This window comes from Paraburkholderia sp. (genome assembly GCF_047605525.1).
Lineage (GTDB): Bacteria > Pseudomonadota > Gammaproteobacteria > Burkholderiales > Burkholderiaceae > Paraburkholderia.
On record NZ_JASGFN010000030.1, the window covers coordinates 65909 to 88704 of the forward strand.

Consider the following 22796-nt stretch of genomic DNA (forward strand, 5'->3'; position numbering starts at 1 on the left):
CACGCTTAATCATTTAAGCGGCGTTGGCTGCGGTTTCAGCCGTAATAATTCATTGTTTCGTTCCGTCTGGTTACGGGGCATCGGGGTCCACAACGTATGACCGTTTGAGGAAAGATCATGCCGCACATGCACCTTGATACCGCGAGAATTACGTGGCTCCATACGCCGTCCTTGAGCGTCCGTACTGCAGCGCGGCGAATCGGCATCCTGCTGTTCGACGGCTTCTGGCTGCTTGGCCCCGGCACCGTGGTCGAGATGTTCCAGAGCGCGAATGAGCTCGCGGGCACGCGCGCCGGCGAAGATCCACCGTACGAGGTGCAGTTCCTGTCGATGGACGGCGGCAACGTCATGAGTTCGTCGTCGGCACGCATCTGGACCGAGCGGATCGACACGCGTTTCGGCGCCGGCTTCGACGTACTGTTTATCGCGGGGGGCTCCGGCGCGCTCACGGCGGCGCGCGACGAACGGCTGCTCAACTGGCTGCGCGCGGTGCAATCGCGCACGCGGGCAATCGAGACGATCGGCGAGGGCCGGCTCGTGCTCGAAGCGGCCGGCCCGACCGAGCACGACGGTCTGATGAACCGCTATCCGGGCGCCACCGCGAGCGAAGGCGCGTTCAGCGCGGCCAACGACCGCAACGACTGCGCGCGCAGCGCGCTGATGTTCATCAAGCGCGATCTCGGCGCCGAACTCGCGCGCAGCGTCGCCGACCGCGTGATGCCCGGCATGGCCGCGACGTGGGTGCCGCTGCCGGCCGAGGGCGGCACGCTCAGCGTCGCGGAGAAAATCCGCGCGGCCGCGCGCTGGATGGAGGCGAACTGCGACCGTCCGGTGTCGGTGGCCGACGCCGCGCAGGTTGCCGCGATGAGCGAGCGCAATTTCCTGCGCCGCTTCAAGCACGAGATGCAGGTCACGCCGTCCGACTATCTGTTGCAGGTGCGCCTGCGTATCGCGTGTAACTTCCTGACCGAGACCGAACTGCCGGTCGACAAGATCGCGCGCCGCAGCGGTACCGGCAACGGCGATCGTCTGGCGAAGATCTTCCGCAAGCGCATGGCGCTGTCGCCCACCGAATATCGCGCCCGCAGCCGGGCGGCCACCGAGGCGTAGCATGACTCCATAGCATGCATACGCGGGCGCCCGCGGCGGCGGGCGTCGTCCGTTGAACGCGGCCGCGCGGGCGGCCGCATCTTCGCTGGCCAGCCTTCTTACGAGCACAGTGGCGATGGGCAACAAGGTCATGGCGACGGCATTGCCGGAGGTGAAACTCGTCGAACCGGAAGTGTTTGCCGACGAGTTCGGCTTCTGCTTCGAGAGCTTCAGCGCCGACGAGTTTGCGGACGACGTCGCGTCGGGTTTCGACTTCGTGCAGGACCGGCATTTGCGCGCGGTGCGCGGCGTACTGCGCGGACTGCACTATCAGGTGCAGCGCCCGCAGGGGCGTCTGCTGCGCGTGGTGCGCGGCGAAGTGTTCGACGTCGCAGTGGACGTGCGCCTCAATTCGCCGAACTTCGGCAAGTGGAGCGGCGAGTATCTGAGCGACGCGAACCAGCGGCAGATCTGGGTGCCACCCGGATTCGCGCACGGCTTCGTCGTGCTGTCGGATGTCGCCGAGTGCGTGTGGAAGACCACCGAATACTGGTTTCCCGAGCTCGAGCGCTGCATCCTCTGGTGCGATCCCGACATCGGCATCGAGTGGCCGATCGACTTCGATCCGATTCTCGGCAGCAAGGACGCGGCGGGCCGGCGTCTCTACGAGGCGGAAAACATCTCGTGATTGGCATGTGAGTTTTTACGACATTTTTTCTTGAGGCGCTCACGGGCCAAACCTACACTTCGGGCATCCTGTTAGTACGAGGTGCTCAACGTGAAGCGTCGTCGCGCGATCAAGCCGCAATCCGTTCCTGTCCACTATGTCTGTCATGGCACCGGCCATGTCGAATTGCGCCGCTTCGATGCGTCGCGCGATTCGTTCGTCGCGTTGACGGCGCTGCTGCACCGCGCGTTCGCGCCGCTCGGCGCGCAGGGGCTCAACTGCACGTGCGTCGACCAGTCCGTCGCGACGACGCGTGAGCGCGCGACCCGCGGCGATTGCTACGTGGCCGTATGCGAAGGCCGCATGGTCGGCACGATGACGCTGTACGCTTCGGATCCCCTGGCATCGTGCGAACTGTACCGGCATGAGGACGTCGCGAGCTTGCGGCAATTCGCGGTCGAGCCCACATGGCAGGCGCGCGGCATCGGCACGCTGCTGATCGCGTTCGCCGAGCACTGGGCCGCGACGCGCGGCTATGCGGAACTCGCGCTCGACACGCCGCAGCCGGCCGCGCATCTGGTCGCGTTCTATCGCGGGCAAGGGTTTCGCATCGTCGATTTCACGCACTTCGAGGACAAGCGCTACGACAGCGCGATTCTGAGCAAGCCGCCGGTCGCGGCGCGTACGCTCGCGAACTGGTCGCGGCGTCTGCGCGCGACGCCGCCGATCGCGCACGCGGCCTGATTGCCGCGCTGGATGCGGGTTCCGCTGTTGTCGGAAGAGCCGATGCATCGGCAACTATTGCAAGACGGTGTGGCAGGTATTGCAACGTAGTGTTGCCGAACGCATCGGGCGGGCAGGGATCCACCTGGGCGCCGCGAGCCTGTGGTCCGGATCAACGCCGGGATGCACAGGCTCGCGTGCAACGGTCAACGTCGAATCACGCCCATCAGCAGGGTGACGAGGAAGATCACGATAAAGATGAAGAACAGTATCTTCGCGATTTCGGTTGCGCCCGCGGCGATGCCGCCAAAACCGAACACCGCGGCGATGATGGCGATGATGAAAAAAATGACAGCGTATCGAAGCATGGTGCCTCCACCGGTGGATCGTTGAAATGATGTTGGGACGGCGACCCGTCGTGGCTTGCCGGGTCTTCATGCGCCTTCACGGATGAGGTGCCGGCGAGCGGGATTCAGCAATAGGTGTGCCACCGTCATGGCAATCTCCACCAGGGAGCCTCGCGCCACGCTGACATTTGCACACGCAACGAACCACACGGATAGCACGGACGCCGTAGAGGCCCGGGGCCCCTCACCCGCGCAGCCAGTGATACGCCAGCGGCCCGCACAGCACGCCCCATGTCAACGCGCAGATCAGCAGCGCGATGGTCACCGCCGCGCTGCCGCAATCTTTCGCGCGCTTCGACAACTCGTGCTGCTCGAGCGAAATCCGGTCGATGATCGCCTCGATCGCCGAATTCAGCAATTCCACCAGCAGCACGAGCAGCACCGACGCGATCAGCAGCACGCGCGCGAGCGCCTCTACCGGCACGATCAACGCGACAGGCACGAGGATCGCCGCGAGCAGCGCTTCCTGACGGAACGCGCTTTCCGCGCGCAGCGTCGCGACGATTCCATTGCACGAGTGCCGCAACGCGAACAGCGCGCGCAGAGGACCGCTGCGTTTTGCGCCTGGCGAGGCCGGGGAAGGTTCCAGGGAAGGTGCGGGGGAGGAGGACTCGGTGGGATTGCTCATGGTCGGGAAAGCGTGAACAGCGCGGCCGCATGAAATCTGTCTGAACTCATGCCGCGCCGTCAGGCGCTTTGCGCATCATGACGCATGATGGACCGCGTGCAGCGTCAACGCAACTGCGTCACCGCCAGCAGCAACACCATGCTGCCGATCGCGCCGTCGAGCACGCGCCACGCGCTCGCGCGGCGAAACAGCGGCGCCAGCATGCGCGCGCCGTAACCGAGCGCGACGAACCAGACCGCGCTGACCGTCATCGCGCCCAGCGCGAACGCGAGCCGCGCGCCTTCCGGTTCACGCGCGCCGGCGGTGCCGATCAGCAGGAACGTATCCAGATACACGTGCGGATTGAGCCACGTGAACGCGAGCGTCATCAGCACGATCGGCAATGCGCGTTGCACGGGCGGCGTGCCGCCCGCCGCATGGTTCGCATCGCCATCGGCCGCGCCATCGAGCACCGCATGACCCGGCTGCAGCGCGCGGCGCAGCGCGCTCACGCCGAACCAGGCGAGATACGCGAGCCCGACATACAGCATCGCGTGAACGAAGGTCGGGTAGCGCTCCATCAGCACCGAGGCGCCGCCGACGCCCGCGCCGATCAGAATGAAATCCGACAGCGTGCACAGCAGCACGATCTTGCCGACATGCGAGCGCATGATGCCCTGACGCAGCACGAAGGCGTTCTGCGCGCCGATCGTCACGATCAGCGACGCGCACAGCGCGGCGCCGTGGGAAAAAGACGGCCAGTTGGACAGCCAGTTCATGAAACGATCCAGAAGACGAAGAGTAGGGGATGGACGGAGAAAACGAACAGCGCTAGTCTGCGTTTTTGCGTCTCATAAGAGAAGCTAATTTGCTTAATGCCGATTAAGGAACGCTAATGCTCGACTATGCGTTGCTCGACGCGCTCGCCGCCGTGGTGCGTCACGGTTCGTTCGACCGCGCGGCGAGCGAGCTCAATATCACGCCGTCGGCGGTGTCGCAGCGGGTCAAGCTGCTCGAGGAGCGCGTCGGCAGCGTGCTCGTGAAGCGCGGCCAGCCGTGCGTCGCGACCACCTCCGGTGCGCTGCTGTGCCGCCATACCGAGCGCGTGCAACTGCTCGAGGCGGAGCTGAACGGCCGCCTGCCGGCGCTGCCCGGCGCGCTTGTCGAACCGTGGCCGGCGCTGCGCGTGGCCGTCAACGACGACAGCGTCGGCACGTGGTTCATCGACGCGGTCGCGCCGTTCTGCGTCGAACGGGAAATGCTGCTCGATCTGGTGATCGACGATCAGGATCACACCGCGCAGCGCATTCGCGACGGCAGCGTGCAAGGCGCGGTTACAACGCAGGCCGAACCGGTGCAAGGCTGCCGGTCGGTGCGTCTCGGCCGCATGCGTTATCTCGCGGTGTGCTCGCCCGCGTTTCGCGCGCGCTATTTCCCCGACGGTGTCACGCGCGACAGTTTGCGGCGCACGCCGTGCGTCGATTTCAATCCGAAGGATCAGTTGCAGAAACGCTTCATGCGGCGCGTCACGCGCGCGGAACTCGACCCGCCGCTGCACTGGATCCCGCACGTCGCCGGCTTTCTGCGCGCCTGCGTGATGGGTCTCGGCTGGGGCATGTGTCCCGAGCGGATGATCGCCGGCCATCTGGCGCGCGGCGAGCTGGTCGAGATCGCGCCGGCCAAGCCGATCGACGTCGATCTGTACTGGCAGAGCTGGCGGCTGTCGATCGGCTGGCTCGACGATTTCAGCGCGATGCTCAGAAAGCGCGCGGGCGAGTTTCTCGATTGACGTAGTCGCTCGAGTGCGTGGCCGGCGCCGCTACAGCAACAGCTCGATCGAATGAAACAGCCGGCGCTGCTCCGGGTCCTGCGAGCGCGCGCCTTCGTCGATCGTCTCGCGCAGGCAGTCGAGAAAGCACGCGGCGGCGGGGCTCGTCGGCGCGCCGCGCCGCGACGTGATGCTGACGATCGTTTCGTCGACGGTCTCGCGCAGCGGCAGCGCCCACAGGTTTTCCTTCGCGAGCGTGACCTCGACGAGCGGCCACGGAAAGATGCTCAGCATGTCCGTGCGCGCGAGCAGACCCAGCACGATCGCGAGCGAATGCGCGAGCAGGATCGTGTGCGGCACACGCATGCCGCGCCGGCGAAACAGTTTGTCCGACATCGATTCGCGGCTCGCCACATCCCAGTTCAGCACCCATTGCTCGTCCTCGAGTTCGAGCAGCGAGCGGCAGCCGGCTTTCGGATGATCGCGGCGCGCGACCACCGCCGAGTGCGTCGAAAAGAGCGGCACGTTATGAAATTCCGATTGCGGTGACGCAGGCGGCGGGCGGCCGATCGAGAAGTCGAGGCTGCCGTCGCGCAGGCGCGGCTGCACGACCGCGAGCAGGCCCTCGAAGAATTCGAGCTGCACATCCGGCATGCGCTCGCGAAAGCGCTGCACCGCTGGCGGCAGAAAGGTCAGCGCGACCCACGGCGTGACGCCGATCGACAGCTTGCCCGCCGCCGCGCCGCGCAGCGCCTCGATTTCCGCTTGTGCGCGCTGTAACTGACCGAGCACGAGCCGCGCATGCACGACGAGCGCGCGGCCGAACTCGGTAAACGCGACGCCGCTTGCGCCGCGCACGACGAGCGGCGCGTGCAGATCGGCTTCGAGTTCGCGCATCGCCTTGGTCACGGCGGCCGGCGAGAGTCCCAGCGAGCGGGCCGCGGCCCGGATACTTCCGGTATCCGCGATGGCTGCCAGGGTATTGAGTTGATGCAGTTTCATCGGATGGATCGGCACGGGGGTGGCAACCAGCGGTTGCCGCCGCAACGATTCTACGCCTGCCGCTCGAATATCGGCGTGGCTATGCTCGGTTCACGCTGATACGCCCAACCTTGGCTGCATTGGAGACGACGACACATGAACACGATGGTTATTCCGGCGGGCATCGCCGAAGTCGAACAGGAAATGATCGCGCTGCGGCGCCGCATCCACGCGCAGCCGGAGCTCGCGTACGAGGAGTTCGCGACCGGCGATCTGGTCGCCGAACGGCTCACGGAGTGGGGCTACACGGTGCACCGCGGGATGGGGCAGACCGGCGTGGTCGGCCAGTTGAAAGCGGGCAACGGCACGCGCCGGCTCGGCCTGCGCGCCGACATGGATGCGCTGCCGATCCACGAGACCACTGGTCTGCCGTACGCGAGCAAGGTGCCGGGCAAGATGCACGCGTGCGGCCACGACGGCCATACCGCGATGCTGCTGGCTGCCGCGAAGCATCTGGCGCGTGAAAAATGCTTCGACGGCACGTTGAATCTGATTTTCCAGCCCGCCGAGGAAGGTCTCGCCGGCGCGAAGAAGATGCTCGAAGACGGCCTCTTCGAGCAGTTCCCGTGCGACGCCGTGTTCGCGATGCACAACATGCCGGGCTTTCCGACCGGCAAGTTCGGCTTCCTGCCGGGTTCGTTCATGGCGTCGTCGGACACGGTGATCATCACGGTGAGCGGCCGTGGCGGGCATGGCGCGGTGCCGCACAAGGCGGTCGATCCGGTCGTCGTGTGCGCGCAGATCGTGCTCGCGCTGCAGGCCATCGTGTCGCGCAACATCGCGCCGCTCGACATGGCGATCATCACCGTCGGCGCGATTCACGCGGGCGAGGCGCCGAACGTGATTCCGGAGACCGCCGAGATGCGCCTGTCGGTGCGCGCGCTGCGGCCCGAGGTGCGCGACTACCTGCAGGAGCGCATCACCGCGGTCGCGACCGGCCAGGCGGCCGTGTTCGGCGCGCGCGCCGAGGTCGACTATCAGCGCCGCTATCCGGTGCTCGTCAACGATGCGGAGATGACCGCGTTCGCGCGCCAGGTCGCGCTCGACTGGCTCGGCGAGGATGGCCTGATCCGCGACATGCAGCCGCTCACCGGCAGCGAGGACTTCGCGTTCCTGCTCGAACGCTGCGCGGGCAGCTATCTGATCATCGGCAATGGCGACGGCGAAGGCGGCTGCATGGTCCATAACCCCGGCTACGACTTCAACGACGCTTGCCTCGCGACCGGCGCGGCGTACTGGGTAAAGCTCGCGCAGACGTTTCTGGTTTGACGCGGGCACGGCGCGCAGCCGCCCGCGAGCGGCGCAGCACGTGGAGCGCCCCGGCGGCGGCCACACCCCGGCCCCGGCAAACGCGGCGCCGCGGCAGCAGAAACACGATGGAGACATGAATGGACTATCCCGCCACACCGCGGCCCGTGGGCGCCGATGCGCTCGATGCACAGGCGCTCGCCCAACCCGCCGCGGCTTCAGCCGCCGCGCCGCCTGAAAAACGCGCCGGCCACGCGAAGGCGATCGCCGCGATCACGCTCGGCAACGGCCTCGAGTTTTTCGACTTCACGATCTACAGCTTCTTCGCGACGATCATCGGCAAGCTGTTTTTCCCGGTCGAAGGTCAGCTCGCGCAACTGATGCTCGCGGTCGGCACGTTCGGCGTCGGTTTCATCATGCGGCCGGTGGGCGGCATCGTGCTCGGCGCCTACGCGGATCGCGCGGGACGCAAGGCGGCGATGAGCCTGACGCTGTGGCTGATGACGCTGGGCTCCGCGATCATTGCGTTTGCGCCGCCGTATGCGGCGATCGGCGTCGCCGCGCCGCTGCTCGTGATTCTCGCGCGGCTGGTTCAGGGTTTCGCGCTGGGCGGCGAGGTCGGCGCGTCGACGGCGCTGCTGCTCGAGTACGGCAGTGACCGCACGCGCGGCTTCTATGGCAGTTGGCAGTTCGTGAGCCAGGGGCTGAACACGGTGGTCGGCTCGCTGCTCGGCGTCGCGCTGGCCTCGACGCTGGCGCCGGCCGCGCTCGAAAGCTGGGGCTGGCGCGTGCCGTTCGTGATCGGCATGGCGATGGGCCCGATCGGCATCTATATCCGGAGGCATCTCGACGAGACGTTGCCGGGCGTCGAGGATGGCGCAGCGGGCAGCGTGGGCGCGCAGGGTTCGCAGTCCGCTTCACAACATGCTTCACAGCCTTCCACGCAACCCGCCTCGCAGCCGGTCCGCGACCTGTTCCGCGATCACGCGCGCTCGATCACGACCGGCGTGGTGACGACCATCGGCGGCACCGCGGCGAACTACATCGTGCTGTTCTATCTGTCCACTTACGCGATCCGGATCCTGCATCTGCCGATGGCGTCGGCGTTGTGGGCCGCATGGACCGGCGCGGTCGTCACCGTGATCTGCTCGCCGTTCGCGGGCGCGCTGTCCGATCGTCTCGGCCGCAAGCGCGTGCTGTGGGTGTCGCGCGTGCTGTTGATTCTGGCCGTCTATCCGGCGTTCATGACGATCAACGCGGTGCCGACGGTGCCGGTGCTGCTGGCGGTGGTCGCGGGCCTCGCGCTGCTCGTCACGTTCACCGCCGTGCCCAATATCGTGATGCTGCCGGAGCTGTTTCCGCGCGCGATCCGCGCGACCGGCATGTCGATCGTCTACTGTCTCGGCGTATCGATTTTCGGTGGCTTCGCGCAGTTTTTCGCCACCTGGCTGATCCAGATTTCAGGCAGCAATCTCGCGCCGGCGTGGTATCTGATCGGCTGCGGCCTCGTGTCGTTGCTGCCGTTGCCGTTGATGCGCGAGAGCGCGGGCAGGCCGATCGATTGACGTGAAGGGGGCCGTGCGCGGCGCGGCTTGTGGGCGGTTGAAAACAAAGAGGCGCGACCGGGGTCGCGCCTCTTTTGCTATTCGCCGCATGGCGGTTCGCTGAGCGGCGCCGCGAGCGCCCGCTCATGCGAGACGGAAGGCGCTCACTGCGCCGCCGATTCTCCGTGATCCGTCACCGGCGCGCCGTCGCCATTGCCGTTGCCGGCCGTCGCGTCGCGCGTCTCGGGCATCGCCGCCCACACCAGCAGCACCGCGAGCGCGCCCGCCGCCGCGAGGCCGAAGAAGCTCACCGCATTGCCGAAGCGATCGGCGATAAAGCCGGCCGCCGTCGTGCTCAGCGTCGCGCCGATTCCGGCGGCGAGCCCGAACAGGCCGATACACAGGTTGTAGCGGCCCTTGTCGCCGGCGACGTCGGCGGCGATCAGCGGCAGCATCACGCCGAACACGGCGGCGCTCAAACCGTCGAGCACCTGCACCGGCACGAGCAGATACGGGCTGCTGATGCCCGCGAACAGCAAGGCCCGGATCGGCAGCGCGCTGAAACCGAGCAGCAGGATCGGCCGGCGTCCCCAGCGTTCGGCGGAGCGCCCGACCCACGGCGACATCATCGCGACGATCGCCTGCGGCACGATGATGCACGCGGCGATCACCAGTTGCACGTTGTCGCCCATGCCGGCCGTCACTTCGCCCGCGGCGAGGTTCAGCATTGCCGCGTTCGACAGATGGAACAGCACGATGCACGCGGCGAACAGCAGCAGGCGCCGGTCGCGCAGCAGCTCGCGCAGGCTTTCGCGCCGCTCGATCTGCTCGGGCGTCGGCGCGGCCCTGGGCAGCTCGATCGTGTCGGTGCGCTGGATCATCGACAGCGCGAACAGCGCCGGCACCGCGAGCCCCGCGGTCAGCCAGAACACCGCGCGCGGCGAATAGTACTCGCCGAACAGGCCCATCAGCCCGGCCGCCACCGCGCTGCCGATCGATGCCCAGCGCGCGTTGCGTCCGAGCCGGTCGCCGAGATTTGCGCGTCCCACGAGCGCGAACGAGATCGCGGCGAGCGCCGGCGTCAGCATGCAGCTCGCGAAGCCGTGGAACACCTCGGCGGCGATCACCGGCAGCACGGTCGGACTCACCGCGAGCAGCACCGCGCTCAGGATGATCGCGCCGATCGCCCACGCGGCGGCGGCCTTCTTGTTGCGCAGCGCGTCGACCGCGGCGCCGCCGGGCACCTGGCTCACCATCGCGCTGATGGTGCCGACCGACAGCACCATGCCGATTTCGCCCTGGGTCCACTTATGCGACGCGAGATACGACGCGATGAACGGCCCGAAGCCCGTCTGCACGTTGGCAACGAAGAAATTCAGCCAATCGAGCGCGCGCAGACTGCGCGCCGTGACCAGAGTGCGGCCCGTCATCGGACCGCCCGTGCGTTGGAAACCGCCACGGCCGTCGAGGCCGCCGCGGCAGCAGGCGCCGCCGATGCCGCGGCCGCGGCAGGTGCGGGTGGCGGCGCCGGCGACACCGCGCGGATCGGCTTGTCGCTCGCATAGGGCGGCGTGGCGTTGATCTGCGCGTCGCTCAGATCGAGCAGCGGACGCAGTTCCTTGTCGCGCATGACGAAGCGCAGCGCCGACCAGTTCGCGGCGATCGTGCGCCGGTCGGTGCTGACCATGCCGCTCACGTCGAGCACGACCGCCTGCGGCTGCGCGTTGCCGTCGATCAGCACGTCGACGACGCGGCCCACCTTCGCGCCGTTCGAGCGCTCGACGGTCGAGTCGAGCAGCGGCAGCAACTGCGGCGGGTTGGATTTGGCCGCGGTGTTCGGCACCGCCGTCGCGTTCAGCGTGATCGGCGGCCCCTTCGCGGTCGGCGTGAAGCGGAACGCGCCCCACGGGAAGTTCACCTTGCGGTCGCCGACGCCGAGAAAGCCCTGCAGGTTGACGACCATCTCGCGCGGCTTGCCGGCCGCGTCGGCAATCATGTCGACCGCGCGGCCGACCACCTTGCCGTCGGGCTTCTGCACGGGGCTGTCGAGCAGCGTGCGCGCGTCGCTGCGCTCGATCGTGCGCAGCACGATCAGCGGCGGCGGCGGGGGCGGAGGGGGCGGGGGCGCGACGACGGGCGGCGGCGGCTCGACCTTGTGCGGCCTCACGACCGGCTTTTTCGGCTTCTTCGGCTGCTCGGGGCTCTCGCTCGCCTCGGTCTCGACCGGCTCCGGCGCGGAAGCCGCCACCGGCGCGCTCGCGGGCTCGACGGGCATCACCGTCGCGTCGACGATCGGCGCCTGCTGGTTGCCCCACAGCAGGCTGCTGCAACCGGACAGCGCGGCGAGCGCGACGAGCGCGGCCACGGCGAACAGCACACGAAACAGACGGAACACGTCGAACGGGGCGAGCGAAGCAAGCGAATCAAGCGGGCCAATCGGCAGACGCCGGAGAGGGCGCGGAAAACCGCCAGTCATCAGGAAAAACTCCACGGGCTGGTGCGGACGGGCGCGATGGGCCGCCGCGGTTGGATGAGGTACGGCCCAGAGTTTAACCTGCGCTGCCGCGCGGCCCGGCTTTCGCGGCCACCGGCGCACCTTGGCGGCGCGCGCCGCGGGCGCGAAAAAGCGCTGCGGATCCGCTGCCGGCCGCGGCCGCACGCGATCGAACCTCGTAGGTGTAAACGCGCGGCGCGGGCGGGCGGTTCGCCGTCCCGCCTGCGATATAAGTCGCGCGACATGTCCAGCATGCCATTCATGCGATTGGACACATATTTGTCTTCCCCTACATTTCGAGACAGAAAAGCGGTACCCCCCATTAAATCAATCAGATCCACGAGACGAACCTGATGACGGCCGCGCTGGCAGCCGTTTCAGCACGCTGATAAAGGAGGCACTCATCATGATGGAACCCCACGCCCTCGCGAATCCCGAAGTCGCGACCGAAGCGTTCGACGCCGAATCGTCCGACGCGGAATCTTTCCACGGAAAGGGCTTTCTCGACCGCTATTTCGATATCTCCGCGCGCGGCAGCACGCAGCGTCAGGAGATCGTCGCGGGCATCACGACCTTTCTCGCGATGGTCTATTCCGTGTTCGTCGTGCCGGGCATGTTCGGCAAGGCGGGCTTCGACACCAGCGCGGTGTTCGTCGCCGTGTGCCTGACCACCGCGTTCGGCTCGCTGCTGATGGGCGTGTGGGCGCGCCTGCCGATCGCGATCGGCTGCGCGATCTCGCTGACCGCGTTCACCGCGTTCGGCCTCGTGCTCGGCAAGGGGCTGCATCCGACCGTCGCGCTCGGCGCGGTGTTTCTGATGGGCGTCGTGTTCACCGCGATTTCGGTGACCGGCGTGCGCTCGTGGATCCTGCGCAATCTGCCGACCGGCATCGCGCACGGCACCGGCATCGGCATCGGGCTCTTTCTGCTGCTGATCGCCGCGAACGACGTCGGTCTCGTCGTGAAGAATCCGGGCGCCGGCCTGCCGGTGTCGCTCGGTCATATCACCGCGTTGCCGGCGCTGATGTCGGTGGCCGGGCTCGCGGCGATTTTCGGGCTGGTGCGCCGGCGCGTGCCGGGCTCGATCCTGATCGTGATCGTCGCGATTTCGGCGCTTGGGCTCGCGATCGATCCGGCCGTCGCGTTTCACGGCGTGTTCGCGGTGCCGTCGCTCTCCGCGCCGGGCCATGCGTCGCTGATCGGCGCGATGGACGTGAAGGGCGCGCTGTCGATGGCGGTGCTGCCGAGCGTGCTCGCGCTGGTGATGACCGCTGTGTTCGACGCGACCGGCACGATCCGCGCGGTCGCGGGACAGGCGGGTCAGCTCGACGAGAACGGCCGCATCATCAACGGCGGCCGCGCGCTGACCGCCGATTCGCTGAGCTCGATCTTCTCGGGCCTGCTCGGCGGCGCGCCGGCGGCGGCCTATATCGAATCGACGGTCGGCGTCGCGGCGGGCGCGAAGACGGGGATGGCGGCGGCGGTGGTCGGCCTGCTGTTTCTGGTCGTGATGTTCTTCTCGCCGCTCGCCGCGCTGGTGCCTTCGTATGCGACCGCGCCCGCGTTGATGTATGTCGGGCTGCTGATGCTGTCGAACGTCAGCAAGCTGCACATGGACGACATGGTCGACGCGATGTCGGGGCTCGTATGCGCGGTGTTCATCGTGCTGACCGCGAATATCGTGACCGGCATCATGCTCGGCTTCGCGACGCTGGTGATCGGGCGCGTGGTGAGCGGCGAGTATCGCAAGCTCAATGTGGGCACGGTGGCGATCGCGGCGGTGCTCGTCGGGTTCTATCTGGGCGGCTGGGCGATCTGAGCCGGGTTCGTCTGATTCACGTCGGGGCGCGTTGGGTTCGCGCTCGGGCCTCGGCGGTTGCTGTGTCGTGTTGCGGGAAGGCTGGAGCGGGGTGGCGGTGCGAGAGGTCCGCGGGCTTCGCTTTCAGATGGATAGTCGGCTGTTCTCCATGTTCTCCGGATTGACGCGGCGCGTTGCGGGGTTTTATCCGCCGCGTGCCGCGTATCTTTTTTGCTCCGCATTTTTTCCCCGGTTTTTTCTCGCCGTCTTAAGTCCCCACCTGTCCTTGACTTTCGCGCGCGCGTTTCTAAACTTAACCTCATGGTTAAGTTTAACGAAGCCCTGCTCGATCGCACGTTCGCCGCGCTGTCGGACCCGACGCGGCGCGCGCTGCTCGCGCGTCTGTCGGAACGCGATCTGTCGATCAGCGAACTCGCGCGGCCGCTCGCCATGTCCTTGCCCGCGGTGATGAAGCACGTCGACGTGCTGTGCTCGGCGGGTCTCGTCACGCGCAGCAAGACCGGCCGCACGGTTGCGTGCCGGCTGTGCGCCGGACCGATGCAGGAAGCGATGCAGTGGCTTGACCGCTATCAGCGCTTCTGGTCCGCGTCGCTCGATCGTCTGGCCGCTCTGGTCGAAGAGCCGCAGGCGCCCGATCCCGCCGCGCGCCCGGAAGCCGGCCTTGCGCCGTCGTCGACGCCGAGGCCCGCCGCGATGCGCGGGCGCCGCCCGAAGACGCGCGGCGGCTGACATTTCCGCGCGTCCGGCTTCGTTCGGGCGAGGCCCCGACGAACCTGCGTCACCCAGTCAAGGAGAAGCAGATGGAACCGCAACATCGCATTGGCACGAGAGAAGAGTGGCTGGCCGCGAGCCGCGCGCTGCTCGCCGAAGAGAAAGCGCATATGCGCGCCGGCGACGAACTCGCGCGCAAGCGCCGCGCGCTGCCGTGGGTCAAGGTCGACAAGACCTACACGTTCGATACGCCCGAGGGCCGCAAGACGCTCGCCGATCTGTTCGACGGCCGCAGCCAGTTGATCGTCTATCACTTCATGATGGGCGCGGACTGGGAGGAGGGCTGCGTCGGCTGCTCGTTCCTGTCGGATCATATGGTCGGCATCGTCACGCATCTGGAACATCACGACGTGAGCTACGTGACGGTGTCGCACGCGCCGCTCGCGAAGATCGAAGCGTTCAGGAAACGCATGGGATGGACTTTTCCGTGGGTGTCGTCGGTAGGCAGCGATTTCAATTTCGACTATCACGTGTCGTTCACGCCGGAGCAACTGGCGAGCAAAAAGGCGTTCTACAACTTCACCGAGCAGGATGTCGGCATCGACGAACAGCATGGCCACAGCGTGTTTTTCAAGGACCAAAGCGGCGACGTGTACCACACGTATTCGTGCTACGGACGCGGCGACGAACGGTTCATCAACACGTACGCGCATCTGGACGTGACGCCGAAGGGCCGCAACGAAGAGAACAGTCTGACCGATTGGGTCAGGCATCACGATCGTTATGAACGTCATGACGACGCGGCGCGCGGCGGGTGCCACGCGTGACGCATTGGCGCGTTATAGCGCCATGTCGAAGGCGGGCTTGAGGAACAGTTCCATCGCCATCACCGCGAGGCTCATCGCGGCCGCGGCGAGGGTCAATACGCCGTATTCGTCGTAGCGCGTGTCGTACAGGCACGCGACGACGAACAGAACCGCCAGCAGATTGGTCAGCCAGTCGAAATTCAGCGCGAGGGTCATCGAACGGTCCGGGCTCATGTGCGATGCAAACGATCGAATCGCACGGTCAGGTCGGCGCGATTCTATCGAAACGAGCTTACGGATTCGCAACGGTTGCGCTTACACAGATTACGTTCCGGCCATCATCTCGCCGACCCGCCGTTCCGGCTTCCTTCGTCCTATCTCCACGACATGTCGCGCGCTCTTTTGCGCCGCCGGCCGGCTCTCCTATAACTCTGTTATCGGTCCACGCGGTTCGCCGCCACGACGGCGCCCTCATTTTTGGCCAGTGGCGGCACGTGTCATGAACGTGTATATACAAGTTCAGGTACGACGCGGTACAGACCGCAGCAAACGAACGGACGCGAGCCCTCACACAAGGCCAACGGACAAGCCTTCAGACCCGCCACTCAAGGACACGGCCGGCCTAATGGAAATCCCCAGGCACGAAATCTTGAAAAATAAGTTGTATATACAAGATCGGTCCGTTAGACTTATTTGAACTTGTATAGACAGGACCTCTACCATGATTCTGAAGCCCGGCTACCTGACCCTCCCGCAACTGCGTCGGATCGCGCGTGAACAGGTCACGCTGCAACTCGATCCCGCCAGCCACGCCGCCATCGACGCCTGCGCGCAGGCCGTCGCCGACATCACCGCCAGGGGCGAACCGGCCTACGGCATCAACACCGGTTTCGGCCGCCTCGCCAGCACGCACATCCCGCGCGAGCAGCTCGAACTGTTGCAGCGCAATCTGGTGCTATCGCACGCGGTCGGCGTCGGCGAGCCGATGTCGCGCCCGGTCGTGCGTCTGCTGATGGCGCTCAAGCTGTCGAGCCTCGGCCGCGGTCATTCGGGCATCCGCCGCGAAGTGATGGAAGCGCTGATCACCCTGTTCAACGCCGACGTGCTGCCGGTGATCCCGGTCAAGGGCTCGGTCGGCGCATCGGGCGACCTCGCGCCGCTCGCGCATATGTCGGCGGTGCTGCTCGGCGTCGGCGAAGTGTTCGCGAAGGGCGAGCGCATGCCGGCCACCGAAGGGCTCGCGCTGGTCGGCCTGAAGCCGATGACGCTGCAGGCGAAGGAAGGTCTCGCGCTGCTGAACGGGACCCAGGCCTCCACCGCGCTCGCGCTCTACAACATGTTCGCGATCGAAGACCTGTATCGCACGGCGCTCGTCGCCGGCGCGCTGTCGGTCGATGCGGCGATGGGTTCGGTCAAGCCGTTCGACGCGCGCATCCACGAACTGCGCGGCCATCGAGGCCAGATCGACGCGGCGGCGGCTTATCGCTCGCTGCTGCAGGGCTCGGCGATCAACGTGGCACATGCCGACTGCGACAAGGTGCAGGACCCGTACAGCCTGCGCTGCCAGCCGCAGGTGATGGGCGCGTGCCTCGACCAGATGCGCAATGCCGCCGAGGTGCTGCTGAAGGAAGCGAACGCGGTCTCCGACAATCCGCTGATTTTCCCGGACACCGGCGAAGTGCTGTCGGGCGGCAACTTCCACGCGGAGCCGGTGGCGTTCGCGGCCGACAACCTCGCGCTCGCCGCGTCCGAAATCGGCGCGCTCGCCGAGCGCCGCATCGCGCTGCTGATCGACGCGACGCTGTCGGGCCTGCCGCCGTTCCTCGTCAAGGACGGCGGCGTGAACTCCGGCTTCATGATCGCCCACGTGACGGCCGCCGCGCTCGCGTCGGAAAACAAGACGCTCGCGCATCCGGCGTCGGTCGATTCGCTGCCGACTTCGGCGAATCAGGAAGACCATGTGTCGATGGCGACCTTTGCCGCGCGCAAGCTCGGCGACATCGCCGACAACACCGCGAACATCCTGTCGATCGAACTGCTCGCGGCCGCCCAGGGCGTCGATCTGCGCGCGCCGCACAAGACCAGCCCGAGCCTGCAGAAGGTGATGGACACGGTGCGCAAGGACGTGCCGCACTACGAGCTCGATCACTACTTCGCGCCGGACATCGCGGCGGTCACGAAGCTCGTGCAGGACGGCACGATCGCGAAGCTGAGCCCGTTCTCGTTCGTGTCGGAACAGTAAGCACCGCGCGCGGATCATGCCAACGGATTACGCCAACGGATTACGCCAATGAATGCACCCGCTTATCAGGGCATCAAGGACTTCATCCTCGCGCGCATTCACGCGGGCGAGTGGGCCGAAGGCGACCAGGTGCCCTCCGAGAACGAGCTTGCGCGCGAGTTCAACGTCGCGCGCATGACGGTCAACCGCGCGTTGCGCGAGCTGACCTCGGAGCAGGTGCTCACGCGCGTGCAAGGCTCGGGCACCTTCGTCGCCCGTCCCAAGTACGAGTCGACGCTGGTCGCGATCCGCAGCATCTCCGATGAAATCGTCGCGCGCGGCCATCGCTATCACGCGCAGGTGCTCAACATCGGCGCGAGCATCGCCGACGAGGCGCTTGCCGAGGAAATGCAGGTGAACGCGGGCAGTCCCGTGTTTCATTCGCGTGTGCTGCATTTCGAAAACGACGAGCCGGTGCAACTGGAGGAACGCTGGGTCAATCCGGCGGTCGCCCCCGAATACGCGCTGCAGGACTTCACGAACACGACGCCGAACCAGTATCTCGTGCGCGTGGCGCCGCTGCAGCGGGTCGAATACCGCATCGAAGCGTTGGCGGCCGACGCCGACACGCGCGAGCTGTTGAACATGGACGAACGCGAGCCGTGCCTGGTGCTGCACCGGCGCACGTGGTCGCAAGGGCAGGTCGCGTCGATCGCCAATCTGTGGCATCCGGGCACGCGCTACCGCTTCACAGGGCACTTCTGAATTCGTTTTCTCGTTTTCACCGAATCTTTATCGAACATCTTCAAGCATCCCGAGGGACACCATGAACAATCCGAAACACATCGATCCGCGTCTTGACCCCACCCGCACGATCCGCGCACCGCGCGGCGCGGACAAGACCTGCAAGACCTGGATCGCGGAAGCCGCGTACCGGATGATCCAGAACAATCTGGATCCCGAAGTCGCCGAGCACCCGCACGCGCTCGTCGTGTACGGCGGCATTGGCCGCGCCGCGCGCAACTGGGATTGCTTCGATCAGATCCTCGCGTCGCTGAAAGACCTGAACGAAGACGAAACGCTGCTGATCCAGTCGGGCAAGCCGGTCGGCGTGTTCCGCACGCATGCCGACGCGCCGCGCGTGCTGCTCGCGAACTCGAACCTCGTGCCGCACTGGGCGACGTGGGAGCACTTTCACGAACTCGACCGCAAGGGCCTGATGATGTACGGCCAGATGACCGCCGGCAGCTGGATCTACATCGGCAGCCAGGGCATCGTGCAGGGCACCTACGAGACGTTCTTCGCGGTCGCGAACCAGCATTTCAACGGTGATCCGAAAGGCCGCTGGATCCTGACGGGCGGCCTCGGCGGCATGGGCGGCGCGCAGCCGCTTGCGGCGACGATGGCGGGCTTTTCGATGATCGCGGTCGAATGCGACGAGACGCGTATCGACTTCCGTCTGAAGACGCGCTACGTCGATAAAAAGGCGAAGACGCTCGACGAAGCGCTCGCGCTGCTCGACGAAGCGAAGAAGGCCGGCAAGCCGGTGTCGGTCGGTCTGCTCGGCAATGCCGCCGACGTATTTGCCGAGTGCGTGAAGCGCGGCATCACGCCGGACTGCGTGACCGACCAGACGAGCGCGCATGACCCGATTCACGGCTACCTGCCGCAAGGCTGGACGGTCGAAGACTGGCGCGAGCGCATGAAGACCGCGCCGGAAAGCATCGTCACGCCGGCCAGGCAGTCGATGGCGAGGCAGGTGCAGGCGATGCTGACGCTGCAGGAACGCGGCGCGGCCACGCTCGACTACGGCAACAACATCCGCCAGATGGCGCTCGAAATGGGCGTCGAGAACGCGTTCGATTTCCCGGGCTTCGTGCCGGCGTATATCCGCCCGCTGTTCTGCGAAGGCAAAGGCCCGTTCCGCTGGGTCGCGTTGTCGGGTGATCCGGAAGACATCTACAAGACCGATGCGAAGGTCAAGGAGCTGATTCCGGACGATCCGCACCTGCACAACTGGCTCGACATGGCGCGTGAGCGCATCGCGTTCCAGGGCCTGCCGGCGCGGATCTGCTGGGTCGGCGTGAAGGATCGCTATCGTCTTGGGCAGGCGTTCAACGAGATGGTCAAAAACGGCGAGCTGAAGGCGCCGATCGTGATCGGCCGCGATCACCTCGACACCGGTTCGGTGGCAAGCCCGAACCGCGAGACGGAATCGATGAAGGACGGCTCGGACGCGGTCAGCGACTGGCCGCTGCTCAACGCGCTGCTCAATACCGCGGGCGGTGCGTCGTGGGTGTCGCTGCATCACGGCGGCGGCGTCGGCATGGGCTTCTCGCAGCATGCGGGCGTGGTGATCGTCGCCGACGGCACCGATGCGGCACACCAGCGCCTCGGCCGTGTGCTGCTGAACGACCCGGCCACCGGCGTGATGCGTCACGCGGATGCGGGCTATGAACTCGCGCAGCAGACTGCGCGCGAGGCAGGCCTGAATCTGCCGATGCTGGGCCGCTGACCATGGCCGCTGCCAGCAACGTCAGCGGCGCGGCAAACGTCACGCTGATTCGCGGCGCCGACCTCGTGGCGGCGCCGTGGAAAAACGGCGGCGGCGTCACGCGCGAAGTGGCCGCGTTCCCCGACCGTGACGAGGGCACGGCGCCCGGCGATTTCGTGTGGCGCGTCAGCATCGCCGATGTCGCGCAGCCGGGGCCATTTTCGCGTTTCGACGGCATCGACCGCACGCTCGTGCTGTTGTCCGGCGTGGGCATGCTGCTCGACGAGCTGGATGGCGCGAGCATCGTGAAGACGCATGCGTTGACACAGCCGCTCGACATCGCCCGTTTCGACGGCGCCGCGCGTATCGATGCGCGGCTCGTCGACGGCGCGACGCGCGACTTCAACCTGATGGTGCGGCGGGATGTCGCGCAGGGCGACGTGCAGGTGTGGCACGCCGATTCGCAGCTGGGCGCGCCGCGCACGCTCGACGGTGACGTCGTGCTGCTGTTCTGCGCGAGCGGTACGGTCACGGTCACGGCGGGAGAAACGTCAGCGCCGCGGCTCGACGACGGCGACACGCTGCGCATCGACGCGCCGAGCGCGTTGCCGTGCGTGCTCGTCGGCAATGGCGCGGTGCTCGCGATCAGCATCCGCTATACGCGATGACGATTGCGCACTGATCCGGCATCGCATGCGCGCAACGACCGTTCGGCGCGCGTCTGCGACTCATCACGGGCAACCTTGACACAGGCCCGCAACAGGCTGGCTGCAAAGAGCATGCGATGAAGCAAACCGTCTGGCATCACCTGAAACTGTGCCCGCAGGGCGATCCTCACCATACGCTCGCCGATGCCGCGATCGCCGTCGAAGACGGCCGCATCGCGTGGCTCGGCGCGGCGTCCGACTTACCCGCGCAATACGCCGCATGGCCGCGCGAAGATCTGCACGGCGCGTGGGTGACGCCGGGGCTGATCGACTGTCATACGCATCTCGTGTACGGCGGGCAGCGCGCGGACGAATTCGCGCAGCGCCTCGCCGGCGTCAGCTACGAGGAGATCGCGCGGCAGGGCGGCGGTATCGTGTCGACGGTGCGCGCGACGCGCGCCGCGGACGAAGCCACGCTGTTCCGGCAAGCGGCCGCGCGGCTCGAACCGCTGCTCGCCGAAGGCGTGACGGCGATCGAAATCAAATCCGGCTATGGCCTCGATCTCGCGAACGAGCGCAAGATGCTGCGCGTCGCGCGGCAACTGGGCGAGCGCTATCCGGTCACCGTCTATACGACGTTTCTCGGCGCGCACGCGCTGCCGCCCGAATTCGTGGGCCGCGCGGATGCGTATATCGACGAAGTCTGCAACACGATGCTGCCCGCGCTCGTGAGTGAAGGTCTCGTCGACGCGGTCGACGTGTTCTGCGAGCGGATCGGCTTTTCGCTCGAACAGAGCGAGCGCGTGTTCGACGCGGCCGGGCGTTTCAACCTGCCGGTCAAGATGCACGCCGAGCAGTTGTCGAACGGTGGCGGCACGGTGCTCGCCGCGCGCCATCGCGCGCTGTCGGCGGATCACCTCGAATTTCTCGATGAGGCCGGCGTTGCCGCGATGAAAGAGTCGGGGACGGTGGCGGTGCTGCTGCCGGGTGCGTATTACTTCATCCGCGAGACGCAGTTGCCGCCGCTCGAACTGCTGCGGCGCTACGAAGTGCCGATCGCGATTTCGACCGACAGCAACCCGGGCACGTCGCCGAGCACTTCGCTGCTGCTGATGATGAACATGGCGAGCACGCTGTTCCGCATGACCGTGCCCGAGGTGCTGCAAGGCGTGACGTCGCACGCGGCGCTCGCGCTCGGCAAGGCGGACCTGCATGGCTCGCTGCAAGCGGGGCGCGCGGCCGATTTCGCGGTGTGGCCGGTGGCATCGCTCGCCGAGCTCGCTTACTGGATTGGGCGTCCATTGTGCGCGCGAGTCGTGCGCGCGGGCGAAACCGTTTATACGCGGCACGCGGCGTGAACTGAAGAACTGGAATCCGAGAGATGACGCAATCCGATCAATCGCTGTTCGCCGCCGACGCATATCTGCCCGATGGCTGGCGCCGTAACGTGCTGCTCGAATGGGACGCCGACGGCACGCTGACCGCGGTCACGCCGGATCAGGCCGGCGCGCCTGCCGGCGTGCCGAAAGCGGCGGGGCCGGTTGTGCCCGGCATGCCCAATCTTCATTCGCACGCGTTTCAGCGCGCGATGGCGGGCCTTACCGAATATCGCGCCAACGCGACCGACAACTTCTGGTCGTGGCGCGACCTGATGTATCGCTTCGCCGCGCGCATCACGCCCGAAGGGCTCGCGAGTGTCGCGCAGTGGCTCTACATCGAGATGCTGAAAGCGGGCTATACGTCGGTGTGCGAATTCCACTACGTGCATCACGCGCAGGACGGCAAGCGCTACGCGAATCAGGCGGAGCTTGCGCAGCGCGTGGTCGATGCGGCCTCGGCCGCCGGCCTCGGCATCACGATGCTGCCGGTGCTGTATCAGTACAGCGGCTTCGGCGCGCGCGAGCCGCGCGACGATCAGCGCCGCTTCATCAATACGCCGGACAGTCTGCTCGCTCTGCTCGGCACGCTGCGCGCGGCGCGGCCCGAAAACGCCGCGCTGCGTTACGGCGTCGCGCCGCATTCGCTGCGCGCGGTGTCGCAGGCGTCGCTGCGCGCGCTGCTCGGCGGCATCGATGCGGATGCGCCCGTGCATATCCATATCGCCGAACAGACCGCCGAGGTCGACGCATGCGTCGAAACCGAAGGCGCGCGGCCGGTGCAATGGCTGCTCGATCGCTTCGACGTGGACGGCCGCTGGTGTCTCGTGCACGCGACCCATGTCGATGCGAACGAAACGCTCGCGCTCGCGAAGAGCGGCGCGGTGGCGGGCCTGTGTCCGACCACCGAGGCCAATCTCGGCGACGGCATTTTCCCGGCGCAGGACTATCTCGATGCAAACGGCCGCATCGGCGTCGGCTCGGACAGCCATATCGGCGTCGACTGGCGCGCCGAGCTGCGGCTGCTCGAATACGGCCAGCGTCTGACGCGCCGGCAGCGCAACGTGCTCGCGTCGGCGCGGGCGCCGCATGTCGCGGACCGTCTGTTCGACGCGGCGCTCGACGGCGGCGCGA

At 66.8% G+C, this 22796-nt stretch carries 22 protein-coding genes; 15 read left to right on the plus strand and 7 right to left on the minus strand.

The genetic code is table 11. The annotated features are described in order from the left end of the window. Positions 1–117: 117 nt before the first annotated feature. The 3 genes from QM685_RS31795 to QM685_RS31805 all read left to right on the plus strand — a co-directional run bounded on the left by QM685_RS31795 (position 118) and on the right by QM685_RS31805 (position 2500). The gene (locus QM685_RS31795) at positions 118–1110 is read left to right on the plus strand and encodes a GlxA family transcriptional regulator (protein ID WP_415122974.1); all 993 of its coding nucleotides are present in this window, start codon (positions 118–120) and stop codon (positions 1108–1110) included. A 115-nt stretch (positions 1111–1225) separates the two neighbouring features. Further along, entirely contained in the window at positions 1226–1777 is a 552-nt protein-coding gene (rfbC, locus tag QM685_RS31800) for a dTDP-4-dehydrorhamnose 3,5-epimerase (RefSeq protein WP_415122976.1), read from the plus strand. Positions 1778–1867: 90 nt separating this feature from the next. After that, the gene (locus tag QM685_RS31805; protein ID WP_415122978.1) at positions 1868–2500 is read left to right on the plus strand and encodes a GNAT family N-acetyltransferase; all 633 of its coding nucleotides are present in this window, start codon (positions 1868–1870) and stop codon (positions 2498–2500) included. A 185-nt stretch (positions 2501–2685) separates the two neighbouring features. Here QM685_RS31805 and QM685_RS31810 read toward each other — a convergent pair whose 3' ends face one another. The 3 genes from QM685_RS31810 to QM685_RS31820 form a co-directional block, all read right to left on the minus strand. Further along, complete coding sequence (locus QM685_RS31810; protein ID WP_233829259.1) at positions 2686–2847, minus strand: DUF1328 family protein; 162 nt, start codon at positions 2845–2847, stop codon at positions 2686–2688. Positions 2848–3070: 223 nt separating this feature from the next. Further along, the gene (locus tag QM685_RS31815; RefSeq protein ID WP_415122980.1) at positions 3071–3514 is read right to left on the minus strand and encodes a diacylglycerol kinase; all 444 of its coding nucleotides are present in this window, start codon (positions 3512–3514) and stop codon (positions 3071–3073) included. 104 nt (positions 3515–3618) lie between these two features. After that, positions 3619–4272 (minus strand): LysE/ArgO family amino acid transporter, encoded by a 654-nt coding sequence (locus QM685_RS31820; protein WP_415122982.1) that lies wholly within the window; start codon positions 4270–4272, stop codon positions 3619–3621. Between the two features lie 116 nt (positions 4273–4388). On the opposite strand from QM685_RS31820, the gene QM685_RS31825 reads away from it, so the two are divergent. After that, the gene (locus tag QM685_RS31825; protein ID WP_415122984.1) at positions 4389–5282 is read left to right on the plus strand and encodes a LysR family transcriptional regulator ArgP; all 894 of its coding nucleotides are present in this window, start codon (positions 4389–4391) and stop codon (positions 5280–5282) included. A 30-nt stretch (positions 5283–5312) separates the two neighbouring features. On the opposite strand, the gene QM685_RS31830 is transcribed toward QM685_RS31825, so the two are convergent. Further along, positions 5313–6263 carry a LysR family transcriptional regulator gene (locus tag QM685_RS31830; RefSeq protein WP_415122986.1) on the minus strand — a complete coding sequence of 317 codons (951 nt, stop codon included), beginning with the start codon at positions 6261–6263 and terminating at the stop codon, positions 5313–5315. Positions 6264–6398: 135 nt separating this feature from the next. Between QM685_RS31830 and QM685_RS31835 the strand changes: the two genes are divergently transcribed. Next, on the plus strand, positions 6399–7571 hold the full coding sequence (locus QM685_RS31835; protein ID WP_415122988.1) for a M20 aminoacylase family protein: 1173 nt from the start codon (positions 6399–6401) through the stop codon (positions 7569–7571). A gap of 119 nt (positions 7572–7690) precedes the next feature. Next, complete coding sequence (locus QM685_RS31840; protein WP_415122990.1) at positions 7691–9115, plus strand: MFS transporter; 1425 nt, start codon at positions 7691–7693, stop codon at positions 9113–9115. A 143-nt stretch (positions 9116–9258) separates the two neighbouring features. On the opposite strand, the gene QM685_RS31845 is transcribed toward QM685_RS31840, so the two are convergent. Both QM685_RS31845 and QM685_RS31850 read right to left on the minus strand, forming a co-directional pair. Next, positions 9259–10524 (minus strand): MFS transporter, encoded by a 1266-nt coding sequence (locus tag QM685_RS31845; protein WP_415122992.1) that lies wholly within the window; start codon positions 10522–10524, stop codon positions 9259–9261. Beyond that, complete coding sequence (locus QM685_RS31850) at positions 10521–11570, minus strand: PRC-barrel domain-containing protein (protein ID WP_415122994.1); 1050 nt, start codon at positions 11568–11570, stop codon at positions 10521–10523. The genes QM685_RS31845 and QM685_RS31850 overlap by 4 nt, the downstream gene beginning before the upstream one ends. Positions 11571–11994: 424 nt before the next feature. Between QM685_RS31850 and QM685_RS31855 the strand changes: the two genes are divergently transcribed. The 3 genes from QM685_RS31855 to QM685_RS31865 all read left to right on the plus strand — a co-directional run bounded on the left by QM685_RS31855 (position 11995) and on the right by QM685_RS31865 (position 14945). Continuing rightward, on the plus strand, positions 11995–13407 hold the full coding sequence (locus QM685_RS31855) for an NCS2 family permease (RefSeq protein ID WP_415122996.1): 1413 nt from the start codon (positions 11995–11997) through the stop codon (positions 13405–13407). A 300-nt stretch (positions 13408–13707) separates the two neighbouring features. Beyond that, on the plus strand, positions 13708–14136 hold the full coding sequence (locus tag QM685_RS31860; protein ID WP_415122998.1) for an ArsR/SmtB family transcription factor: 429 nt from the start codon (positions 13708–13710) through the stop codon (positions 14134–14136). A gap of 71 nt (positions 14137–14207) precedes the next feature. Further along, entirely contained in the window at positions 14208–14945 is a 738-nt protein-coding gene (locus QM685_RS31865; RefSeq protein ID WP_415123000.1) for a DUF899 domain-containing protein, read from the plus strand. A 12-nt stretch (positions 14946–14957) separates the two neighbouring features. On the opposite strand, the gene QM685_RS31870 is transcribed toward QM685_RS31865, so the two are convergent. Beyond that, complete coding sequence (locus tag QM685_RS31870; RefSeq protein WP_415123002.1) at positions 14958–15140, minus strand: hypothetical protein; 183 nt, start codon at positions 15138–15140, stop codon at positions 14958–14960. Between the two features lie 505 nt (positions 15141–15645). Between QM685_RS31870 and hutH the strand changes: the two genes are divergently transcribed. The 6 genes from hutH to QM685_RS31900 form a co-directional block, all read left to right on the plus strand. After that, positions 15646–17166 (plus strand): histidine ammonia-lyase, encoded by a 1521-nt coding sequence (hutH, locus tag QM685_RS31875; protein WP_415123004.1) that lies wholly within the window; start codon positions 15646–15648, stop codon positions 17164–17166. Between the two features lie 48 nt (positions 17167–17214). Then, entirely contained in the window at positions 17215–17910 is a 696-nt protein-coding gene (hutC, locus tag QM685_RS31880) for a histidine utilization repressor (RefSeq protein ID WP_415123006.1), read from the plus strand. 61 nt (positions 17911–17971) lie between these two features. Further along, complete coding sequence (hutU, locus tag QM685_RS31885; protein WP_415123008.1) at positions 17972–19660, plus strand: urocanate hydratase; 1689 nt, start codon at positions 17972–17974, stop codon at positions 19658–19660. A 2-nt stretch (positions 19661–19662) separates the two neighbouring features. After that, positions 19663–20307, plus strand: a complete 645-nt coding sequence (locus tag QM685_RS31890; RefSeq protein ID WP_415123010.1) for a HutD family protein — start codon at positions 19663–19665, stop codon at positions 20305–20307. 116 nt (positions 20308–20423) lie between these two features. Then, positions 20424–21644 (plus strand): imidazolonepropionase, encoded by a 1221-nt coding sequence (gene hutI / locus QM685_RS31895; protein ID WP_415123012.1) that lies wholly within the window; start codon positions 20424–20426, stop codon positions 21642–21644. A gap of 23 nt (positions 21645–21667) precedes the next feature. Beyond that, on the plus strand, positions 21668–22796 hold a 1129-nt coding region (locus tag QM685_RS31900; protein WP_415123014.1), incomplete at its 3' end, for a formimidoylglutamate deiminase.